This window comes from Cyanobium sp. WKJ7-Wakatipu (assembly GCF_024345355.1).
Lineage (GTDB): Bacteria > Cyanobacteriota > Cyanobacteriia > PCC-6307 > Cyanobiaceae > Cyanobium_A > Cyanobium_A usitatum.
In genome coordinates this window covers 1-14,597 of sequence record NZ_JAGQAY010000002.1, presented here as the reverse complement: position 1 = coordinate 14,597, position 14,597 = coordinate 1, and the positions used below count along the sequence as shown (strand labels likewise).

Genomic DNA, 14,597 nt, shown 5'->3' with positions numbered 1-14,597 from the left:
TCACCTAAAGGCGCTCAGTGATTCTGATCACTTGCTCTCGGTGAATTCAGCGTCGATCACGTCGTCGCTGGAGGCAGAGCTAGCCGCATCGGCACCAGCACCATTGCCACCAGGGGCGGCGCCGCCGGCCTCAGCTCCTGCAGCCTGCTGGTACACGGCGGCACCAGCGGCATACAGGGCCTGCTGCAGGGTCTCGAGCTCAGACTTCATGGTGTCGAAGTCTTCCTTAGCGATCGCCTCCTTAAGCTTGGCGGAGGAGGATTCCACCTTGGCCTTGTCCTCAGCGCCCACCTTGTCGCCGAGCTCGCCGAGCTGCTTCTCCGACTGATAAACGAGGGTTTCGGCCTGGTTCTTCAGGTCGATCTTTTCGCGCTTCTCCTTGTCGGTAGCAGCGTTGCTCTCGGCATCCTTAACCATCTTCTCCACCTCGTTGTCGCTGAGGGTGGAGGCTCCGGTGATCGAGATGCTCTGCTCCTTGCCGCTGCCCTTGTCCTTAGCGGTGACGCTGAGGATGCCATTGGCATCGATATCGAAGGTGACCTCGATCTGGGGCACGCCGCGGGGTGAAGGAGGAATGCCATCGAGGCGGAAGGTGCCGAGCGACTTGTTGTCGCTGGCCATCTCGCGCTCACCTTGGAGCACGTGGATCTCCACGTTGGTCTGACCATCCACCGCCGTGGAATACACCTCGGTTTTCTTGGTGGGGATGGTGGTGTTGCGGGTGATCATCTTGGTCATCACGCCGCCAAGGGTCTCAACGCCAAGGGACAGGGGGGTGACGTCCAACAGCAGGATGTCCTTGACCTCACCGGCCAACACACCGCCCTGAATCGCGGCACCAACGGCCACCACTTCATCTGGGTTGACGGTTTGGTTGGGGTCCTTGCCGGTAACCCGCTTAACCAGCTCAAGCACCGCCGGGATGCGGGTGGAGCCACCCACCATCACGATTTCATCGAGTTCAGCAGAGGAGAGCTTGGCGTCCTTAAGGGCCTGCTCCACCGGCACGCGGCAACGGTCGATCAGTTTGGAAGCCAACTCCTCAAACTTGGCCCGGGTGAGGGTGAGGTCGAGGTGCTTAGGACCCTCTGGGGTGGCCGTAATGAACGGCAGGTTGATTTCGCTCTGGGTAGCGCTGGAGAGCTCGATTTTGGCCTTCTCTGCCGCTTCGGTGAGACGCTGCAGCGCCTGCTTGTCCTGGCGCAGATCAATGCCCTCATTGGCTTTGAAGCTGGCGGCCAGGTAATCAACGATCACCTTGTCAAAGTCATCGCCGCCCAGGTGGGTGTCACCGGAAGTGGAGAGCACCTCGAACACACCGTCGCCCACCTCGAGCACGGAGACGTCGAAGGTGCCGCCGCCCAGGTCGAAAACCAGGATGCGCTCATTGCTCTTGCGATCGAGGCCGTAGGCCAGTGCTGCCGCAGTCGGCTCGTTGATGATGCGCAGCACCTCAAGGCCAGCGATTTTGCCGGCGTCCTTGGTGGCTTGGCGCTGGGAGTCGTTGAAATAGGCGGGAACGGTGATCACCGCTTGGGTCACCGTCTCACCGAGATACTTGCCAGCGTCTTCGGCGAGCTTGCGCAACACCTGGGCGCTCACCTCCTCGGGGGCAAACTGCTTATTGAGAACGGGGCACTTCACCTTCACATTGGCGCCGGCCTTTTCAACGCCATAGCTCACTTCCTTCGATTCTTCGTTGACTTCATCAACGCGACGTCCGATGAAGCGCTTCACCGAATAGAAGGTGTTCTCCGGGTTCATCACCGCCTGACGCTTGGCGATTTGGCCCACCAGCTGATCCTGGTTTTTGGTGTATGCCACCACGGAGGGTGTGGTGCGAAACCCTTCAGCGTTGGCAATCACGGTGGGCTTGCCGCCCTCCATAACGGCGACACAGCTGTTTGTGGTGCCTAAATCAATGCCAACAACCTTGCCCATGGGTTACTAACTCCTTACGGTGAGTGGATCTGACTGGAAGCATCTTCAGCAGCTGGGGCCATCCCAGGCGAGGGGTGGTTCCCGAACAGGTCCAGCCAGCCAGCCCACCTTCATGCCCCAGCCGATCTCCGGAAGCACTGCCCTTGCTGGGGTTCTCGGGGATCCGGTGCGCCACTCCCTATCGCCGGCAATGCACAACGCAGCCCTGGTGGAGCTGGGGCTCAACTGGGTGTACTTGGCCATGCCCACCAGGGCAGACCAGCTGGCGGTGGTGGTGCAAGGGCTGGAGGCCATTGACTGCCGTGGCCTCAACGTGACCCTGCCCCACAAGCAGGCCGTGGCTGGCCTCTGCCGCAGCCTCTCGCCCCTAGCGCAACGGGTGGGTGCGGTGAACACCTTGGTGCGGCACCAGCAGGGGGGCTGGCTGGGGGAAAACACAGATGTGGAAGGCTTCTTGGCTCCCCTACGCAGCACTGAGCAGAACTGGCAGGGGCGGCGAGCGGTGGTGCTGGGCTGTGGCGGCAGTGCCCGGGCTGTGGTGGCAGCCCTGGTGGAACTGGGCTGCAGCTCGATCGCCATGGCAGGCCGCAGCAGCGATCGCATCGCGGCCCTGCTGGCCACCTGCCACAGCTGGGCGCCCCAACTGCGGGAGCTGGCATGGGCTGAGGGCAGCGCGGCGCTAGCCGAGGCCCTGGCCCTGGCAGACCTAGTGGTCAACACCACACCCGTGGGCATGGCTGCCGCCGGCAATCCGGATGCGGCCCGGCAGTGCCCCCTCAGCCCCGGCGAACTGGAAGCCCTGCAACCGGGCTCCACCGTGTACGACCTGATCTACACACCCAGACCCACGGCCCTGCTGCTGGCGGCGAGCCAGCGGGGCTGCCGGGGCCTGGATGGCCTGGAGATGCTGGTGCAGCAGGGGGCCGCCTCCCTGCGGCGCTGGAGCGGACTTGAGCAAGTGCCGGTGGCAGCGATGCGCGCGGCAGCCCTGGCCCAGCTGGGCCCCTAGCCTGAAGGCCCTGGAAGTTTCTCCATCCATGCAGGATCCCCCGATCTGGCAGAGAGTGCTGGCGGCCCTGGCCTACCTGTTGCCCTGGAGCGACGCCTTCTCCTTCGGTCGGGGGCTGTTCGGCCTGTTCCCGGCACTGCAGTGGCTTGGTGTGCCGATCCTGCCGATCGCCCTGCTGGAGCAGGCGGTGCCCTTTGGCGGGCTGGTGCTGTTCCTTGTGCTGTTCCTGGCGGTGGTGCGCAACAGCAAGGTGCCCTACGTGATCCGCTTCAACGTGCTGCAGGCGATCCTGATCGACATCGTGGTGGTGCTGGTGAGCCTGGCCTTCCAGGTGCTGCAGCTCGGCGCCCTGGACTTCATCGGCAAAACCCTCAGCAACACAGTGTTTATCGGCATTTTGGTGCTGGTGCTGTTTGCTGTAGTGCAAAACCTGCGGGGTAAGGAAGCCGATATTCCCAGCCTCTCGGAAGCCGTTCGGATGCAGCTGTAAGGTGTTTGATCCGTCGCTGGTGGGCATCAGCCCGCCGGCCGCTGCCCCAATTCCTGAGGCGACAACCCCGAAGCGACCATGACGCAGCCCTATTACGAGACCATGTACATCCTTCGTCCGGATATTCCGGAAGAAGAGGTCGAAACCCATGTCGCTAAGTACCGCGATCTGGTCACCGAATCCGGTGGTGAAGTGCTGGATTGCCAGATGCGCGGCAAGCGCCGCCTGGCCTATTCCATCGCCAAGCACCGCGAGGGCATCTATGTGCAGCTCAACCACAACGGCGACGGCCAGCAGGTAGGTCCGCTGGAGCGGGCCATGCGTCTTTCGGAAGATGTGATTCGCTATCTCACCGTCAAGCAAGACGGCCCGATGCCGGCACCACGCACCCTGCCCGGCGCCAGCACTGAAGCCGCTCCCATGGAACCAGCCACCGTCTGACCGGGACCCAGTTTGACCTGGGGCCGAGTTTGACTTAGGGACTTCAGATAGTTGCGGAGCTGATACAGGCCTGGCTTGTAAAAAATCGGGCCCGCTCGTAATCTCCGCCCATGGAGCCTGTCGCCATACCACCAGCACCGAAGTGGCAGCCGTCTGTCACTTCGGTTTTTTTGTGGCAGCAGCAGCAAGAGCGCCAAAACGAGCTGGAACAGGAACTTGCCAAAACTCGGGAAGAGCTTCTGGCCATGCAGGCCCTGCTCGAAGACCTACCCGGCCTCTTTGAAGACAAATTTCAGCAGCGATTGCAGCCGATGCTCGACCAGGAACAGCGGCTGCTCAGCGACAACGCCAACCTGCGCCAGCACCTGCTGCAGTTACAGCCTGGCAGCGATACGGGTACCCAGCGTCTGCTGCTACCCCAGCAAGAGCCTGCCAGACCACGACTGCGCCAAGCCCTACTCCATGCCTTCGGCTTCAGCCCGAACCAGGAGCCCTAGCGCCGGCGCTGATTTGCCGCCCAGAGGCGGGTGGGCAGACCCCACACGTAGATAAAGCCTTCGGCAGCCTTGTGGTCGAATTGATCTTCGGCGCCGTAGGTGGCCATATCGGGCACATAGAGGCTGTGGCTGGCACTGCTGCGGCCCACCACGGTGGCATTGCCCTTGTGCAACTTCAGCCGCACCGTGCCGTTCACGGTTTGCTGGGTGCGCTCCATGAAGCCATCAAGCGCATCCTTGAGCGGGCCATACCAAAGGCCCTGATACACCAGATCCGCCCACTGCTGCTCAAGCTGGCGCTTAGTGCGCAGCACATCGGCCGCCAGGGTGAGGCTCTCCAGCTCCTGGTGGGCCTTGATCAACAGCAGCAGGCCAGGGGTTTCATAGATCTCCCTGCTTTTGATACCTACCACCCGGTTTTCGACCATGTCGAGGCGGCCGAAGCCGTGGCTGCCGGCCAGGGAATTTGCCTGGCGGATCAAGCTCACCGGATCGAGGCGCAGGCCGTCGATGCTCACCGGGTTGCCCTGCTCAAAGCCGATCTCAACGGTCTGGGCCTGATCCGGCGCCGCATCCACTGACACGGTCATGGCGTAGATCTCCTCAGGCGGCTCCACGTTGGGATCCTCGAGGGGACCGGCTTCGATCGAGCGGCCCAGCAGGTTGAGGTCAATCGAATAGGGCGATTTCTTGCTCACCGGCGAGGGAATGCCACAGCGCTCGCCGTAGGCGATGGTTTGCTCGCGGCTCATGCCCCACTCCCGCGCCGGGGTGAGCACCTTGAGGTCGGGGGCGAGGGCGCCGATGGCCACATCGAAGCGCACCTGATCGTTGCCCTTGCCCGTGCAGCCGTGGGCCACCGCATCGGCGCCCACCTCGCGGGCAATCTCCACTAGTCGCCGGGCGATCAGGGGCCGGGCCAGGGCTGTGGAGAGGGGATAGCGGCCTTCATAGAGGGCGTTAGCCCGAATAGCTGGGAAGGCGAATTCGGTGATGAAGGGCTCGATCAGGTCACCCACGATCGACTGGCTGGCCCCTGAATCGAGCGCCTTCTGGCGAATCGGCTCCAGCTCGTCGCCCTGACCCAGGTCGGCGGCGAAGGTGATCACCTCCTCCACGCCCCACTCCTGCTTCAGGTAGGGAATGCAGACACTGGTGTCTACGCCGCCGGAATAGGCCAGCACCGCCTTCTTCGCCCGACCCATCAACGCCTCTCCATGCGTTCAGTTGCTCGATTCTCCCCTGTCGGGGTGTGGCAAGGACCAGTGGGTCAGCAACCACAAGCCCACTAACAGGGGCGGCAGGCCCACCAGCAACCACACCACCCCCTGCTGCAGGGGCAACGGCTGGGGCCAGCGCTCGCCCGCTGCGGCCAGCGCAGCACTGATGGCCAGGGCCAGGGCCCAAACCCTCAGCACCCCGGCTAGGGGGCTGGCCTTTTGGCTGCTGGTGGGCATGGGCTCGAGGGCTGCATTTGCTTTGCAGCTATGGTGACTGATTGGTCTGTATGGGCCTAGCCCCAGACCTAGCTACCGGTAGGCGCACGCATGAGCACACTCGCGACCAGTGACAGCAGTCGACTCGACACGATCAATCCCTCGCTGACCCGCTACCGGCGCAGCGATCCAGCCCCGGTGCTGCCCCTGCGCGATGAGCCCGATCTGCTGAGCTGGCTGGAGAGCAGTGGCCGCCTGGTGGCGGATGAAGAAACCGCCAGCACCGAAGTGAGCACGGTGGAAGAGGAGGAGCTTTCCGCCCTGATGGGCGAGAAGGAGGACTACAACAAGGACGACGAACAACAGGACGAAGACTGGGAAGACTGAGTTCCGCAGGGGAAACTGGGGCGGTCGCCGTCCCTTTCCCTTGGTTGTTTCGACCCCGGCTGCCCTTCTCAGCAGTTTGTTGTTGCTGGCCTGTCTGCTGTGCGACTGGCTTAGCGGCGCGCCCCAGCTCACCTTGCCGCTGCTAGTTGCCGGCCTGATCAGCGCTGGAGTCACAGGTTGGGGGGTGCCGCGACTGCGGCAGCTCAAGCTCGGTCAGGTGATTCGCGCAGAGGGGCCCCAGGGCCACCTCAGCAAGGCAGGCACACCCACCATGGGCGGACTGCTGGCGGTGCCCGTGGGGGTGCTGGTGGGCGGCCTGCTGAGCCCAAGCGATCCCCGCCTGCTTGCTGTTGCCGCCGTAACCCTGGCCTACATGGCGATCGGGGCCATCGATGACTGGCGCAGCCTCACCCGCCGCACCAACACGGGCCTCACGCCCCGGGGCAAATTGCTGCTCCAGGCCGGCGCGGCCCTGTTGTTTCTGATCTGGGCCGCAGCGGGCCAGTGGCTGGGTGGGGCCTCCCCCGGCGACATCGCCCTGCCCCTGGGCTGGGTGCTGCCGATCGGTTTGCTGATCTGGCCGCTGGGGTTGTTTGTGTTTATGGCCGAAAGCAACGCCACCAACCTCACCGATGGCCTCGACGGCCTAGCCGCAGGCTGCGGCGCCGTGGTGTTCACAGGCATGGGGCTGCAGCTGATGCTGCGCGGCCATGAAGGCGATGCGGCTATGGCCGGTTTCTGCGCCGCGCTGGCTGGCTGCTGGCTGGGCTTTCTCGTCCACAACCGCCACCCGGCTCGAGTGTTCATGGGCGACACCGGCTCGCTGGCCATGGGCGCAGCCCTCAGCGCCGTCGCCTTGCTCTCCAATAGCCTCTGGCCCCTGCTGCTGATGGGCGGCGTCTTCCTGGCGGAATCGCTGTCGGTGATCCTGCAGGTGTGGGTGTTCAAGGCCACCAAAGACCCAGCCACGGGCCAGGGCCGGCGCCTGTTCAAGATGGCGCCGCTGCACCACCACTTCGAGCTTGGTGGGCTCAACGAACAAGTGGTCGTAATCCGCTTTTGGCTCGCCAGCCTGCTACTGGTGGGATTGGGTTTAGTGCTGCTGCCCTAAGCCCTGCCCTCGCTTATCACCCATGGCTTACTTCACCTGGAAGGAAACCGGCCTCAGCTCCGACTGCGCCAGCCTGGCCGCCATGGCTGCCCGCTTCGAGGAGGCCGCTGCCCTGATGCGCCGCATGGCCAGCGAGGGCTTTCAGCTGGAGCGCCACAGCGATGGCCAGCACATCACCCACCCGGATCCAAACGTATTTGAGGCCTATGGCTTCATCAACGAGGAATCGCCGGTGCGGCAGCTGACGTTGCTGAGCTGATCAGTTTCGACGCAAATAGCCCACCAGCCACACCACCACAAAAGCCAGGGAGGAAAGGCCTAAGTAGATCAGGGCCCATTTCTGCAAGGTGGCGATGTCCCAGCCAAATAACAGGCCGTTGGCAGCGTCCCCAGCCGTACTGAAACCCAAGGGCAATCCCAACAGCCAAGCCATCAACGCGCCCCGGTGTGCAAGAAGATCGGTTCCATCTTGCTGTCCTGCCCGCGATCCGGGCGACCACCATGACCTTTCCCACCCCTCCCACTCTTCCGGCCACCTTGATGCTGCTCGGCAGCGGTGAGCTTGGTAAGGAGGTGGCCATCGCAGCCCAGCGGCTTGGCTGCCGGGTGATCGCAGTGGATCGCTACGCCAACGCCCCGGCCATGCAGGTGGCTGATGTCGCTGAGGTGGTCGCCATGACCGACCCAGAAGCCCTCAAGACGGTGGTGCGCCAGCACCGGCCCGATCTGGTGATTCCAGAGATAGAAGCTCTTGCGGTTGATGCCCTCGCGCAGCTGGAGGCGGAAGGCATCTGCGTGATTCCCACAGCCCGGGCCACGGCCGTGACCATGAATCGGGACCGCATCCGCGACCTAGCGGCCACTGAGCTGGGGCTGCGCACCGCCCGCTTTGCCTACGCCGGCAGCGCCAATGAACTGGCAAGCGCCGCTGCCGGCCTGGGCTGGCCCGTGGTGGTCAAACCGGTGATGAGCTCCTCGGGTAAGGGCCAAAGCGTGGTGCGGGGTCCAGCAGAAATTGCCGCCGCCTGGGAGAACGCGATGGCGGGTGCCCGAGGTGCCGGGGAGCTGGTGATCGTGGAGGAGTTCCTGCACTTCGAGCTCGAAATCACCCTGCTCACCGTGAAGCAGTGGCAAGGGCCAACGCTCTTCTGCCCGCCGATCGGCCACATCCAGGAGCGGGGCGACTACCAGTGCAGCTGGCAGCCAGCCCGGATGCCAGCCGCCGCTCTAGAGGCAGCCCAGGTCATGGCCCGCGGCCTCACCGACAACCTGGGCGGCGCCGGCCTGTTTGGCGTTGAGTTTTTCCTGTGCAAAAAGCCCGGCAGCAGCTCCGGTCAGCCAGGGGAGCTTGAGGTGATTTTCTCCGAGCTCTCACCGCGCCCCCATGACACCGGCCTGGTGACGCTGGTTGGCCAGAACCTGAGCGAATTCGAACTCCACCTGCGGGCGGTGCTGGGCCTGCCGATCCCGTCAATCCAAAGCCTGGGAGCAGCTGCCAGCCGGGTGATTCTGGCCAACAGCGACGGAGCCGAGGTCTCCTATAGCGGCGTAGCGCAGGCCCTCAGCGAAACCGATACGGAGGTGCTGCTTTTCGGCAAGCAACACGCCCGGCCCCAGCGGCGCATGGGCGTAGCCCTGGCCCGCGGCAGCAGTGATGAGGAGGCCCGCCGCAAGGCAGACAAGGCCGCAGCCCACATCCAGGTGCGGGCCTCCAGCTGAACAAGCGGCGCTCACCCCCTGGTGCAGCAGGGATCCGGCCCTTAAGGTGCGCTAAATAGGAGCCGATATGAGCCAGGCCCAACCCCGCCCGCGTCGCAGCCGACGCGAAAGCAGCCGCGGGGCTGTGGTCACCGACCTGCGCAACCGGCGCGAGCTGCGTCAAGCAACGCCATCCACCAACATCAAACCCCAAACAGCGCCAAATCCTCGACGACGCAAACCGCCAATTCTGGCCTTCTTACTAGGTATCGGCCTGGGCTATGGACTTGCCGGGCCCCTGCCGCAAATGGCCTCAGGGGTTTGGGCAGCCATGTTGCACGGGCCCAGCCAGCTCAGCAGCCTGATCAATCCATTCGGGGGCGGCAACAGGCGCGTTCTTGTGATCGGCACAGACAAGGTGGGCGAAAACACCGATGTGATGTTCACGGTGCAGCTCAAAGACGGTGTCACCCAGCTCACCCAGGTGCCACGCGACACCTTCGTGGAATCAGCCGAATTCGGTGTTGTAAAAGCCAATGCCCTCTATGCATTTGGCGGCATGGGTGCCCTGAAACAGGAGCTCACCAGCCTGCTGAATGCTCCAGTGGATCGCTATGTGCGGGTGAATATGCGCGCTGTGGAGCACCTAGCCGATGCCATTGGCGGCGTGGAAGTTGATGTGCCTAAACGGATGTATTACGTAGATAATGCCCAGAACCTTTACATCGACCTCTATCCAGGAGTGCAGGTACTGAAAGGGGAGCAATTGGAGGGCTTCCTGCGCTTCCGCCATGACGAAATGGGCGATCTAGGCCGGATGGAGCGTCAGAAACTAGTGCTGGCAAAGGTTTTTTCCAAACTAGCCCAGCCCTCCACCCTGGCCCAGCTACCGGAACTACTGAAAGTCGCCGGCGAAGACATCAAAACCGATCTTTCGCCAGTGGAGATGGGCCAGCTGATCTCTGCGATGGCCAGCACCAAACTGAGCACCCAGCAGCTTCCTGGCCGCCTGTTCTGGCACAACGACCTCAGCTACTGGATGCCCAACGGAAATAGCCACTACGCCGGGGTTGGCAGCGACCAAATCAGCCCATAGGTTGGTGTTGGACCTGGTCTGGGCATGGCCATCGCAATCACGCTAAATCGCTTGCTTTGCGTCGGTACTGGGCTCCTGCTAAATGCTGGTGGCTATGGCTGCGACGAGCTCTCCCGTGCCCACCGCAAGGATGACCCCGCCTCAGCACTAAACGCAAAAACGTCGAAATGGCGCGGCAACTCCTCCGATGGTGCCTACAGCAGGGTTGACCAAGTAAGCACGGGCAAAAACAGCTTCGCCTTCACCGAAACCTGGTATAAAAAAGGTCCCAAACCCATCAAAACATCAGGCTCTGGCCGCTTCGAAGCATCAAACAACACCAATATCTACATATACAGCAAGCCCAAGGGAGTGGTGGTGGTACGCACAGAAGAAAGCCCCGACGAGATATCCACAGTAGACACGGTAATAAACACCACCATTCCCCTATTCAAGGTAGGAGAGCAGATCACATACACGGTGCGGGAATAGGCCGACTATTCAGCACCTCAAATACACAATTGAGCCTGCTGGAATGGAGGCTGTTGGAATGGAGCCTGCTGGTCAAACCAACAAGACAGAAGCATCTCATCAGCCTAAAGATGAGCTATAGTGAGAACAAATCTCCGTAGGCCATGGGAATCACTTGGGATTGCGCACAATTAAGCACCCCATGGCATCATCCAGAAAAAACTCTGCTTGAGATTGCGTCAGAAGCAGATATCGAGATGGTATCGACATGCGGAGACAATGCTATTTGCAGTACCTGTAAAGTTGAAATAATTGAAGACCGAGACGAGCTTGAACCAAGATCCCCAGAGGAATTGAGGATCGCTGAACGACTGAAGTGGGGAGATAACATTCGACTAGGGTGTGCCACCCGATTCAAAAGCGGTGGCACAGTAGTAATCAAGCGCCTGATTAAGCCACCCAGCGAAAGAAAAGCTGAGAAAAGGAGATTAAAACAAGATGGGGCAGGAGCAATCCGTAGCTTAGCGGTTTTATTTAATGACCTAAAAGGCTTCACTCCATTATCAGAGAGCCTTCCAGCATTCGATTTGGTAAATATTCTTAATCGATATTTTACATCACTCAAGGAAGAGATTATAAAAAATAATGGCACAATTAATCCGTGGGTTGGCGATGAAATGAGCTGTGTCTTCGGCATAAACGAGATGAAGCATTCTTCCTATTGCGAAGACGCCGTTCAAACCGCTATCTCGATCAAAAAGAGAATTGAAGTTTTATCAGAAGGACTAAGAAAAGAATTTTCTGTAGAAATTGAGGTTGGGATTGGCATTCATTACGACCCTGCCGTTGTTGGCAACATTGGACCAATTGACGACTTAAGATTTGGCCTTGTTGGAGATGCTATCAATATTGCAAGCAGGATAGAAAGAAAAACAAGGGAACTTGACTAGGAAGTACTGATCACAAAAAAAGTTCGCGATAATCTTTCCGAATCCGAGAGCTTATTCCCCCAAGAACATCTTGTTAGCCTCAAAGGCGTAAGCAGTAAAATGGCGGTATATCCACTTACTTGGACAAGCTAAACCAAGCAAGGCTGTGGGTTTTAAATTAATTTAGATGCCTAATAACTCAAAAACATCTACTCAACCAACCACCACCTCTGGCGGATGCTGCTCCAGCACCTGCTTGAGGTATCTGCCTTATGGCTAGTGGGATGCTCTACCACCGTTTCGGGGGTGCCCACCACCACGATCTCGCCACCATTATCACTGTTGACAGCAAGAAGTGAAATAAAGCCGAGAAAATCGAAAGGATTTTTCTCGAAGCATAATTGCTGCCTAAGGACTTTTATAAGGAGCATATTTATTGACGATCCCAATGGGTTGATAACACAGGCGCCTGACACGTCGCAAATCATTAGCACTTTGAATATATGCGCAGATGGAGGGAGGCTCATAATAAAATGCTGCTTTCTCGGTTTCTCCAATTGCATTTTTTTGATGGGCAGCAATTCCAATTCTGGCAATATTTTCAATAACACAGATACCGGCACGCTTCTGCTTGACCTCCCAGATCTTTCCATGAAGGTCAACACCGATGAATCGAGAACCATTAGAGGTGAATCTATCAAGCTGTTGATTATTAAATTCATAAGTGACCTTTTCGCAGGCTTGTGCTTTTTTTAGGGGCATAGCCTCCTGGATAAAAAACTGTTCTTTTAGTGTTGACTCCTCAGCATGCAAAGTGGGGAAAAGAGAACCCTCAATCAATATACCAACAAATAAAGCCGAGGAGGCAAGGCGCTTGGGGAGCAAGACCCTCATTTTACTGCTCGTATATGTGAGTATAAATTAGCACAAAATCTAGCCATGTCACATTTGATCCCCATAGGCAAGCCACCACCCAAGCCACTCCCAGTCCATCCCCTACCCCTCCAACACCACCTTCAAACCACCACTACCTCTGGTGGATGCTGCTGCAGCACTTGCTTGAGGTATCTGCCCGCATGGCTGGTGGGATGCTCTGCCAACGTTTCAGGCATTCCTACCACGACGATCTCGCCGCCCTTATCGCCCCCATCAGGTCCTGATCAATGATCCAGTCGGCACAGCATCAATCTTGGCTGTTCTCTCTTGACAAGAAAAGAAATGACTAGCGTTTTAGAAATATCAACTTAAGTACGTAGTGCCATTAGAGCCTTAAAACTGAACCACAAGTGAAATCTAAAACCGCTCGCAGATATCTAGGGAGACTCTGGAAAACCCAGCCTATCTGCGCGAAAATGAGCCTGTTACCGCAGGCCAGGACTGGGTTGATGGGCGGCAAGCAGCTTGGCTTCTCGGATTACGAGCTCACAACAGCCAAGAAGCAGACCAAACGGGAGAAGTTTCTCTCTGAGATGGAGGTGGTGGTGCCATGGCAGGCACTCATCGATCTGATCGAGCCCCACTACCCCAAAGCGAGTAAGAAAGGCGGCCGCCCTCCGTATCCACTCGCCACGATGCTGCGGATCCATCTGCTGCAGCAGTGGTATTCCCTCAGTGATCCGGCCATGGAAGAGGCCCTGATCGAGGTGCCCACCATGCGCCGCTTTTCGGGCATCGAGCTGATCAGCGATCGGATCCCGGATGAAACCACGATTCTCACCTTCCGCCACCTGCTGGAGAAGCACGGGCTGGGCGAGCAGATCTTTGAGGTCGTCAAAGCCCACCTCAGTGCGCGGGGCATGACGATGCGCCAAGGCACGATCGTTGATGCCACCTTGATCGCGGCGCCCAGCTCCACCAAGCGGCGTCCCATGGAGTGGTGTAACTCGGGGGGATCAGCCCCGGCTACGCCGGGGCTGACGGCTCAACTCCCTCAGTCTTTAGCTGTGGCAATGGGTGGGCCGGTCTGTGACCCTGTTCGGAGCACTACCACCAAACCGAACACAGACCATGACCCTTACCCATAGTGGCGCCTCCGAGTTGAGCCAGCTCATGGAGGGCACCACCGCTGGCGCCCTGATCCCTGAGATCGTGCGCCGGGGCTTCCAGGATCTGCTGGAGGCCGAGGTCTCCGCTGCCATTGGAGCCACTCGCCATGAACGCTGCCCTGATGAGCGATCCACCCACCGCAATGGCTACCGCCAGCGGCTGCTCACCACCCAGGTGGGTGACCTCAGCCTGGCCATCCCCAAACTGAGGCAGGGCAGCTTCTTTCCCGACTGGCTCGAACCTCGCCGCCGGGTGGACAAGGCGCTCTACGCCGTGGTGATGGAGGCTTACACCGGCGGCATCTCTACCCGCAAGGTTGACGCGCTGGTGGAGGCCCTGGGCGGGGCCAGTGGCATCTCCAAATCAGAGGTGAGCCGCATCTGCCAGGGGCACAGGTGTGCAGGTGAAAGCCTTTCTTGGCCGGACGTTGGACCATGCCCGCTTCCCGTACGTCTACCTCGATGCGACGTACCTCCACGGCCGCCTGGGCCGAAACATGCAGGTGGTGTCCCGGGCCGTCGTCGTTGCCATTGGCATCAATGCCCTCGGCTACCGCGAGGTGCTCGGCATTGCCGTGGGTGACAGTGAGGCGGAGGGCTTCTGGCGCCAGTTCCTGGGTTCACTCAAGGAACGCGGCCTCACTGGAACCCGGCTTGTGATCTCAGATGCCCACCTGGGACTGACGGCAGCGATCAGGCGCATGTTCCAGGGCAGTAGCTGGCAGAGGTGCCGGGTGCACTTCCTGCGCAACCTGCTCAGCCATGTGCCGAAAGCCGGCCAGGACATGGTGGCAGCAGCCATGTAGACGCAGTCGGCCGGAGGCCATAGGCCGTGTTCGTGATCCAGGCTCCTGATCAGGTGCGTGGCCACTGGCAGCGGGTCACCGAGATGCTGCGCAAGCAGTTCCCAACAGCCGTGCCGGTGATGGACGCCGCCCGCGACGACGTGCTGGCCTTTCTCCACTTTCCCCAGGAGCACTGGCGCAAGGTGTGGAGCACCAACCCTCTAGAGCGGCTCAACGTCGCACCGCGAGGTGCGCTTGGCAGCGCAGAGATCAAACGCCGCA

The 14,597-nt window shown here is 60.2% G+C and carries 18 protein-coding genes and 3 pseudogenes; 15 read left to right on the top strand and 6 right to left on the bottom strand.

Going from position 1 to position 14,597, the window contains the following annotated elements:
• Window positions 1-27 precede the first annotated feature (27 nt).
• Entirely contained in the window at window positions 28-1,941 is a 1,914-nt protein-coding gene (gene dnaK / locus KBY83_RS01285; protein ID WP_255017926.1) for a molecular chaperone DnaK, read from the bottom strand.
• 112 nt (window positions 1,942-2,053) lie between these two features.
• Here dnaK and KBY83_RS01280 point away from each other — a divergent pair, with 112 nt between their 5' ends.
• The 4 genes from KBY83_RS01280 (at window position 2,054) to KBY83_RS01265 (ending at window position 4,378) form a co-directional block, all read left to right on the top strand.
• The gene (locus KBY83_RS01280; protein ID WP_255017925.1) at window positions 2,054-2,950 is read left to right on the top strand and encodes a shikimate dehydrogenase; all 897 of its coding nucleotides are present in this window, start codon (window positions 2,054-2,056) and stop codon (window positions 2,948-2,950) included.
• On the top strand, window positions 2,835-3,440 hold the full coding sequence (locus tag KBY83_RS01275; protein ID WP_255017924.1) for a Tic20 family protein: 606 nt from the start codon (window positions 2,835-2,837) through the stop codon (window positions 3,438-3,440). The genes KBY83_RS01280 and KBY83_RS01275 overlap by 116 nt, the downstream gene beginning before the upstream one ends.
• Before the next feature lie 78 nt (window positions 3,441-3,518).
• A complete protein-coding gene (rpsF, locus tag KBY83_RS01270) occupies window positions 3,519-3,881 on the top strand; it encodes a 30S ribosomal protein S6 (RefSeq protein WP_106502591.1) in 363 nt (120 codons plus the stop codon).
• Between the two features lie 110 nt (window positions 3,882-3,991).
• Window positions 3,992-4,378: a hypothetical protein gene (locus KBY83_RS01265; protein ID WP_255017923.1), complete on the top strand. Its 387-nt coding sequence runs from the start codon at window positions 3,992-3,994 to the stop codon at window positions 4,376-4,378.
• Here the strand turns inward: KBY83_RS01265 and KBY83_RS01260 are convergent.
• Window positions 4,375-5,583 carry an argininosuccinate synthase gene (locus tag KBY83_RS01260; protein WP_254942685.1) on the bottom strand — a complete coding sequence of 403 codons (1,209 nt, stop codon included), beginning with the start codon at window positions 5,581-5,583 and terminating at the stop codon, window positions 4,375-4,377. The two genes, KBY83_RS01265 and KBY83_RS01260, sit on opposite strands and share 4 nt — an antisense overlap.
• A gap of 18 nt (window positions 5,584-5,601) precedes the next feature.
• Window positions 5,602-5,835, bottom strand: coding sequence for a hypothetical protein (locus KBY83_RS01255; RefSeq protein ID WP_106502588.1), 234 nt, complete (start codon window positions 5,833-5,835; stop codon window positions 5,602-5,604).
• Window positions 5,836-5,925: 90 nt separating this feature from the next.
• Here KBY83_RS01255 and KBY83_RS01250 point away from each other — a divergent pair, with 90 nt between their 5' ends.
• The 3 genes from KBY83_RS01250 to KBY83_RS01240 are packed head-to-tail and all read left to right on the top strand — an operon-like array spanning window position 5,926 to window position 7,571.
• Window positions 5,926-6,201, top strand: coding sequence for a DUF3134 family protein (locus tag KBY83_RS01250; protein ID WP_106502587.1), 276 nt, complete (start codon window positions 5,926-5,928; stop codon window positions 6,199-6,201).
• Between the two features lie 40 nt (window positions 6,202-6,241).
• Window positions 6,242-7,312 carry a phospho-N-acetylmuramoyl-pentapeptide-transferase gene (gene mraY / locus KBY83_RS01245; protein ID WP_106502586.1) on the top strand — a complete coding sequence of 357 codons (1,071 nt, stop codon included), beginning with the start codon at window positions 6,242-6,244 and terminating at the stop codon, window positions 7,310-7,312.
• Window positions 7,313-7,334: 22 nt separating this feature from the next.
• On the top strand, window positions 7,335-7,571 hold the full coding sequence (locus tag KBY83_RS01240) for a hypothetical protein (protein ID WP_254942684.1): 237 nt from the start codon (window positions 7,335-7,337) through the stop codon (window positions 7,569-7,571).
• Here KBY83_RS01240 and KBY83_RS01235 read toward each other — a convergent pair whose 3' ends face one another.
• The gene (locus KBY83_RS01235) at window positions 7,572-7,745 is read right to left on the bottom strand and encodes a cytochrome B6 (RefSeq protein ID WP_193486212.1); all 174 of its coding nucleotides are present in this window, start codon (window positions 7,743-7,745) and stop codon (window positions 7,572-7,574) included.
• A 68-nt stretch (window positions 7,746-7,813) separates the two neighbouring features.
• Between KBY83_RS01235 and purT the strand changes: the two genes are divergently transcribed.
• From purT to KBY83_RS01215, 4 genes are all read left to right on the top strand, one after another.
• The gene (gene purT, locus KBY83_RS01230; RefSeq protein WP_255017922.1) at window positions 7,814-9,031 is read left to right on the top strand and encodes a formate-dependent phosphoribosylglycinamide formyltransferase; all 1,218 of its coding nucleotides are present in this window, start codon (window positions 7,814-7,816) and stop codon (window positions 9,029-9,031) included.
• A gap of 67 nt (window positions 9,032-9,098) precedes the next feature.
• Complete coding sequence (locus KBY83_RS01225; protein WP_255017921.1) at window positions 9,099-10,106, top strand: LCP family protein; 1,008 nt, start codon at window positions 9,099-9,101, stop codon at window positions 10,104-10,106.
• Between the two features lie 24 nt (window positions 10,107-10,130).
• Window positions 10,131-10,577, top strand: a complete 447-nt coding sequence (locus tag KBY83_RS01220) for a hypothetical protein (RefSeq protein WP_255017920.1) — start codon at window positions 10,131-10,133, stop codon at window positions 10,575-10,577.
• A gap of 143 nt (window positions 10,578-10,720) precedes the next feature.
• A complete protein-coding gene (locus KBY83_RS01215; protein WP_255017919.1) occupies window positions 10,721-11,506 on the top strand; it encodes an adenylate/guanylate cyclase domain-containing protein in 786 nt (261 codons plus the stop codon).
• Between the two features lie 387 nt (window positions 11,507-11,893).
• On the opposite strand, the gene KBY83_RS01210 is transcribed toward KBY83_RS01215, so the two are convergent.
• Complete coding sequence (locus KBY83_RS01210) at window positions 11,894-12,370, bottom strand: hypothetical protein (protein ID WP_255017917.1); 477 nt, start codon at window positions 12,368-12,370, stop codon at window positions 11,894-11,896.
• 131 nt (window positions 12,371-12,501) lie between these two features.
• Window positions 12,502-12,665: pseudogene (locus tag KBY83_RS15460) on the bottom strand (DNA helicase UvrA); the annotation flags it as partial.
• Between the two features lie 205 nt (window positions 12,666-12,870).
• On the opposite strand from KBY83_RS15460, the pseudogene KBY83_RS01205 reads away from it, so the two are divergent.
• The 4 genes and pseudogenes from KBY83_RS01205 to KBY83_RS15445 form a co-directional block, all read left to right on the top strand.
• Window positions 12,871-13,359: pseudogene (locus tag KBY83_RS01205) on the top strand (IS5 family transposase); the annotation flags it as partial.
• 133 nt (window positions 13,360-13,492) lie between these two features.
• Window positions 13,493-13,906, top strand: a pseudogene (locus KBY83_RS15455) (transposase); the annotation flags it as partial.
• A 22-nt stretch (window positions 13,907-13,928) separates the two neighbouring features.
• Window positions 13,929-14,336 carry a transposase gene (locus KBY83_RS15450; RefSeq protein ID WP_396093164.1) on the top strand — a complete coding sequence of 136 codons (408 nt, stop codon included), beginning with the start codon at window positions 13,929-13,931 and terminating at the stop codon, window positions 14,334-14,336.
• A 26-nt stretch (window positions 14,337-14,362) separates the two neighbouring features.
• Window positions 14,363-14,597 (top strand): transposase (locus KBY83_RS15445; protein WP_255017913.1); only part of this gene is annotated, 235 nt, incomplete at its 3' end.

What these genes read in the sequence shown, in the direction of transcription:
- dnaK (WP_255017926.1), bottom strand. Translation starts at nt 1,941, where the DNA reads ATGGGCAAGGTTGTTGGCATTGATTTAGGCACCACAAACAGCTGTGTC.
- KBY83_RS01280 (WP_255017925.1), top strand. Translation starts at nt 2,054, where the DNA reads ATGCCCCAGCCGATCTCCGGAAGCACTGCCCTTGCTGGGGTTCTCGGG.
- KBY83_RS01275 (WP_255017924.1), top strand. Translation starts at nt 2,835, where the DNA reads ATGGCCTGGAGATGCTGGTGCAGCAGGGGGCCGCCTCCCTGCGGCGCT.
- rpsF (WP_106502591.1), top strand. Translation starts at nt 3,519, where the DNA reads ATGACGCAGCCCTATTACGAGACCATGTACATCCTTCGTCCGGATATT.
- KBY83_RS01265 (WP_255017923.1), top strand. Translation starts at nt 3,992, where the DNA reads ATGGAGCCTGTCGCCATACCACCAGCACCGAAGTGGCAGCCGTCTGTC.
- KBY83_RS01260 (WP_254942685.1), bottom strand. Translation starts at nt 5,583, where the DNA reads ATGGGTCGGGCGAAGAAGGCGGTGCTGGCCTATTCCGGCGGCGTAGAC.
- KBY83_RS01255 (WP_106502588.1), bottom strand. Translation starts at nt 5,835, where the DNA reads ATGCCCACCAGCAGCCAAAAGGCCAGCCCCCTAGCCGGGGTGCTGAGG.
- KBY83_RS01250 (WP_106502587.1), top strand. Translation starts at nt 5,926, where the DNA reads ATGAGCACACTCGCGACCAGTGACAGCAGTCGACTCGACACGATCAAT.
- KBY83_RS01240 (WP_254942684.1), top strand. Translation starts at nt 7,335, where the DNA reads ATGGCTTACTTCACCTGGAAGGAAACCGGCCTCAGCTCCGACTGCGCC.
- KBY83_RS01235 (WP_193486212.1), bottom strand. Translation starts at nt 7,745, where the DNA reads ATGGCTTGGCTGTTGGGATTGCCCTTGGGTTTCAGTACGGCTGGGGAC.
- purT (WP_255017922.1), top strand. Translation starts at nt 7,814, where the DNA reads ATGACCTTTCCCACCCCTCCCACTCTTCCGGCCACCTTGATGCTGCTC.
- KBY83_RS01225 (WP_255017921.1), top strand. Translation starts at nt 9,099, where the DNA reads ATGAGCCAGGCCCAACCCCGCCCGCGTCGCAGCCGACGCGAAAGCAGC.
- KBY83_RS01220 (WP_255017920.1), top strand. Translation starts at nt 10,131, where the DNA reads ATGGCCATCGCAATCACGCTAAATCGCTTGCTTTGCGTCGGTACTGGG.
- KBY83_RS01215 (WP_255017919.1), top strand. Translation starts at nt 10,721, where the DNA reads ATGGGAATCACTTGGGATTGCGCACAATTAAGCACCCCATGGCATCAT.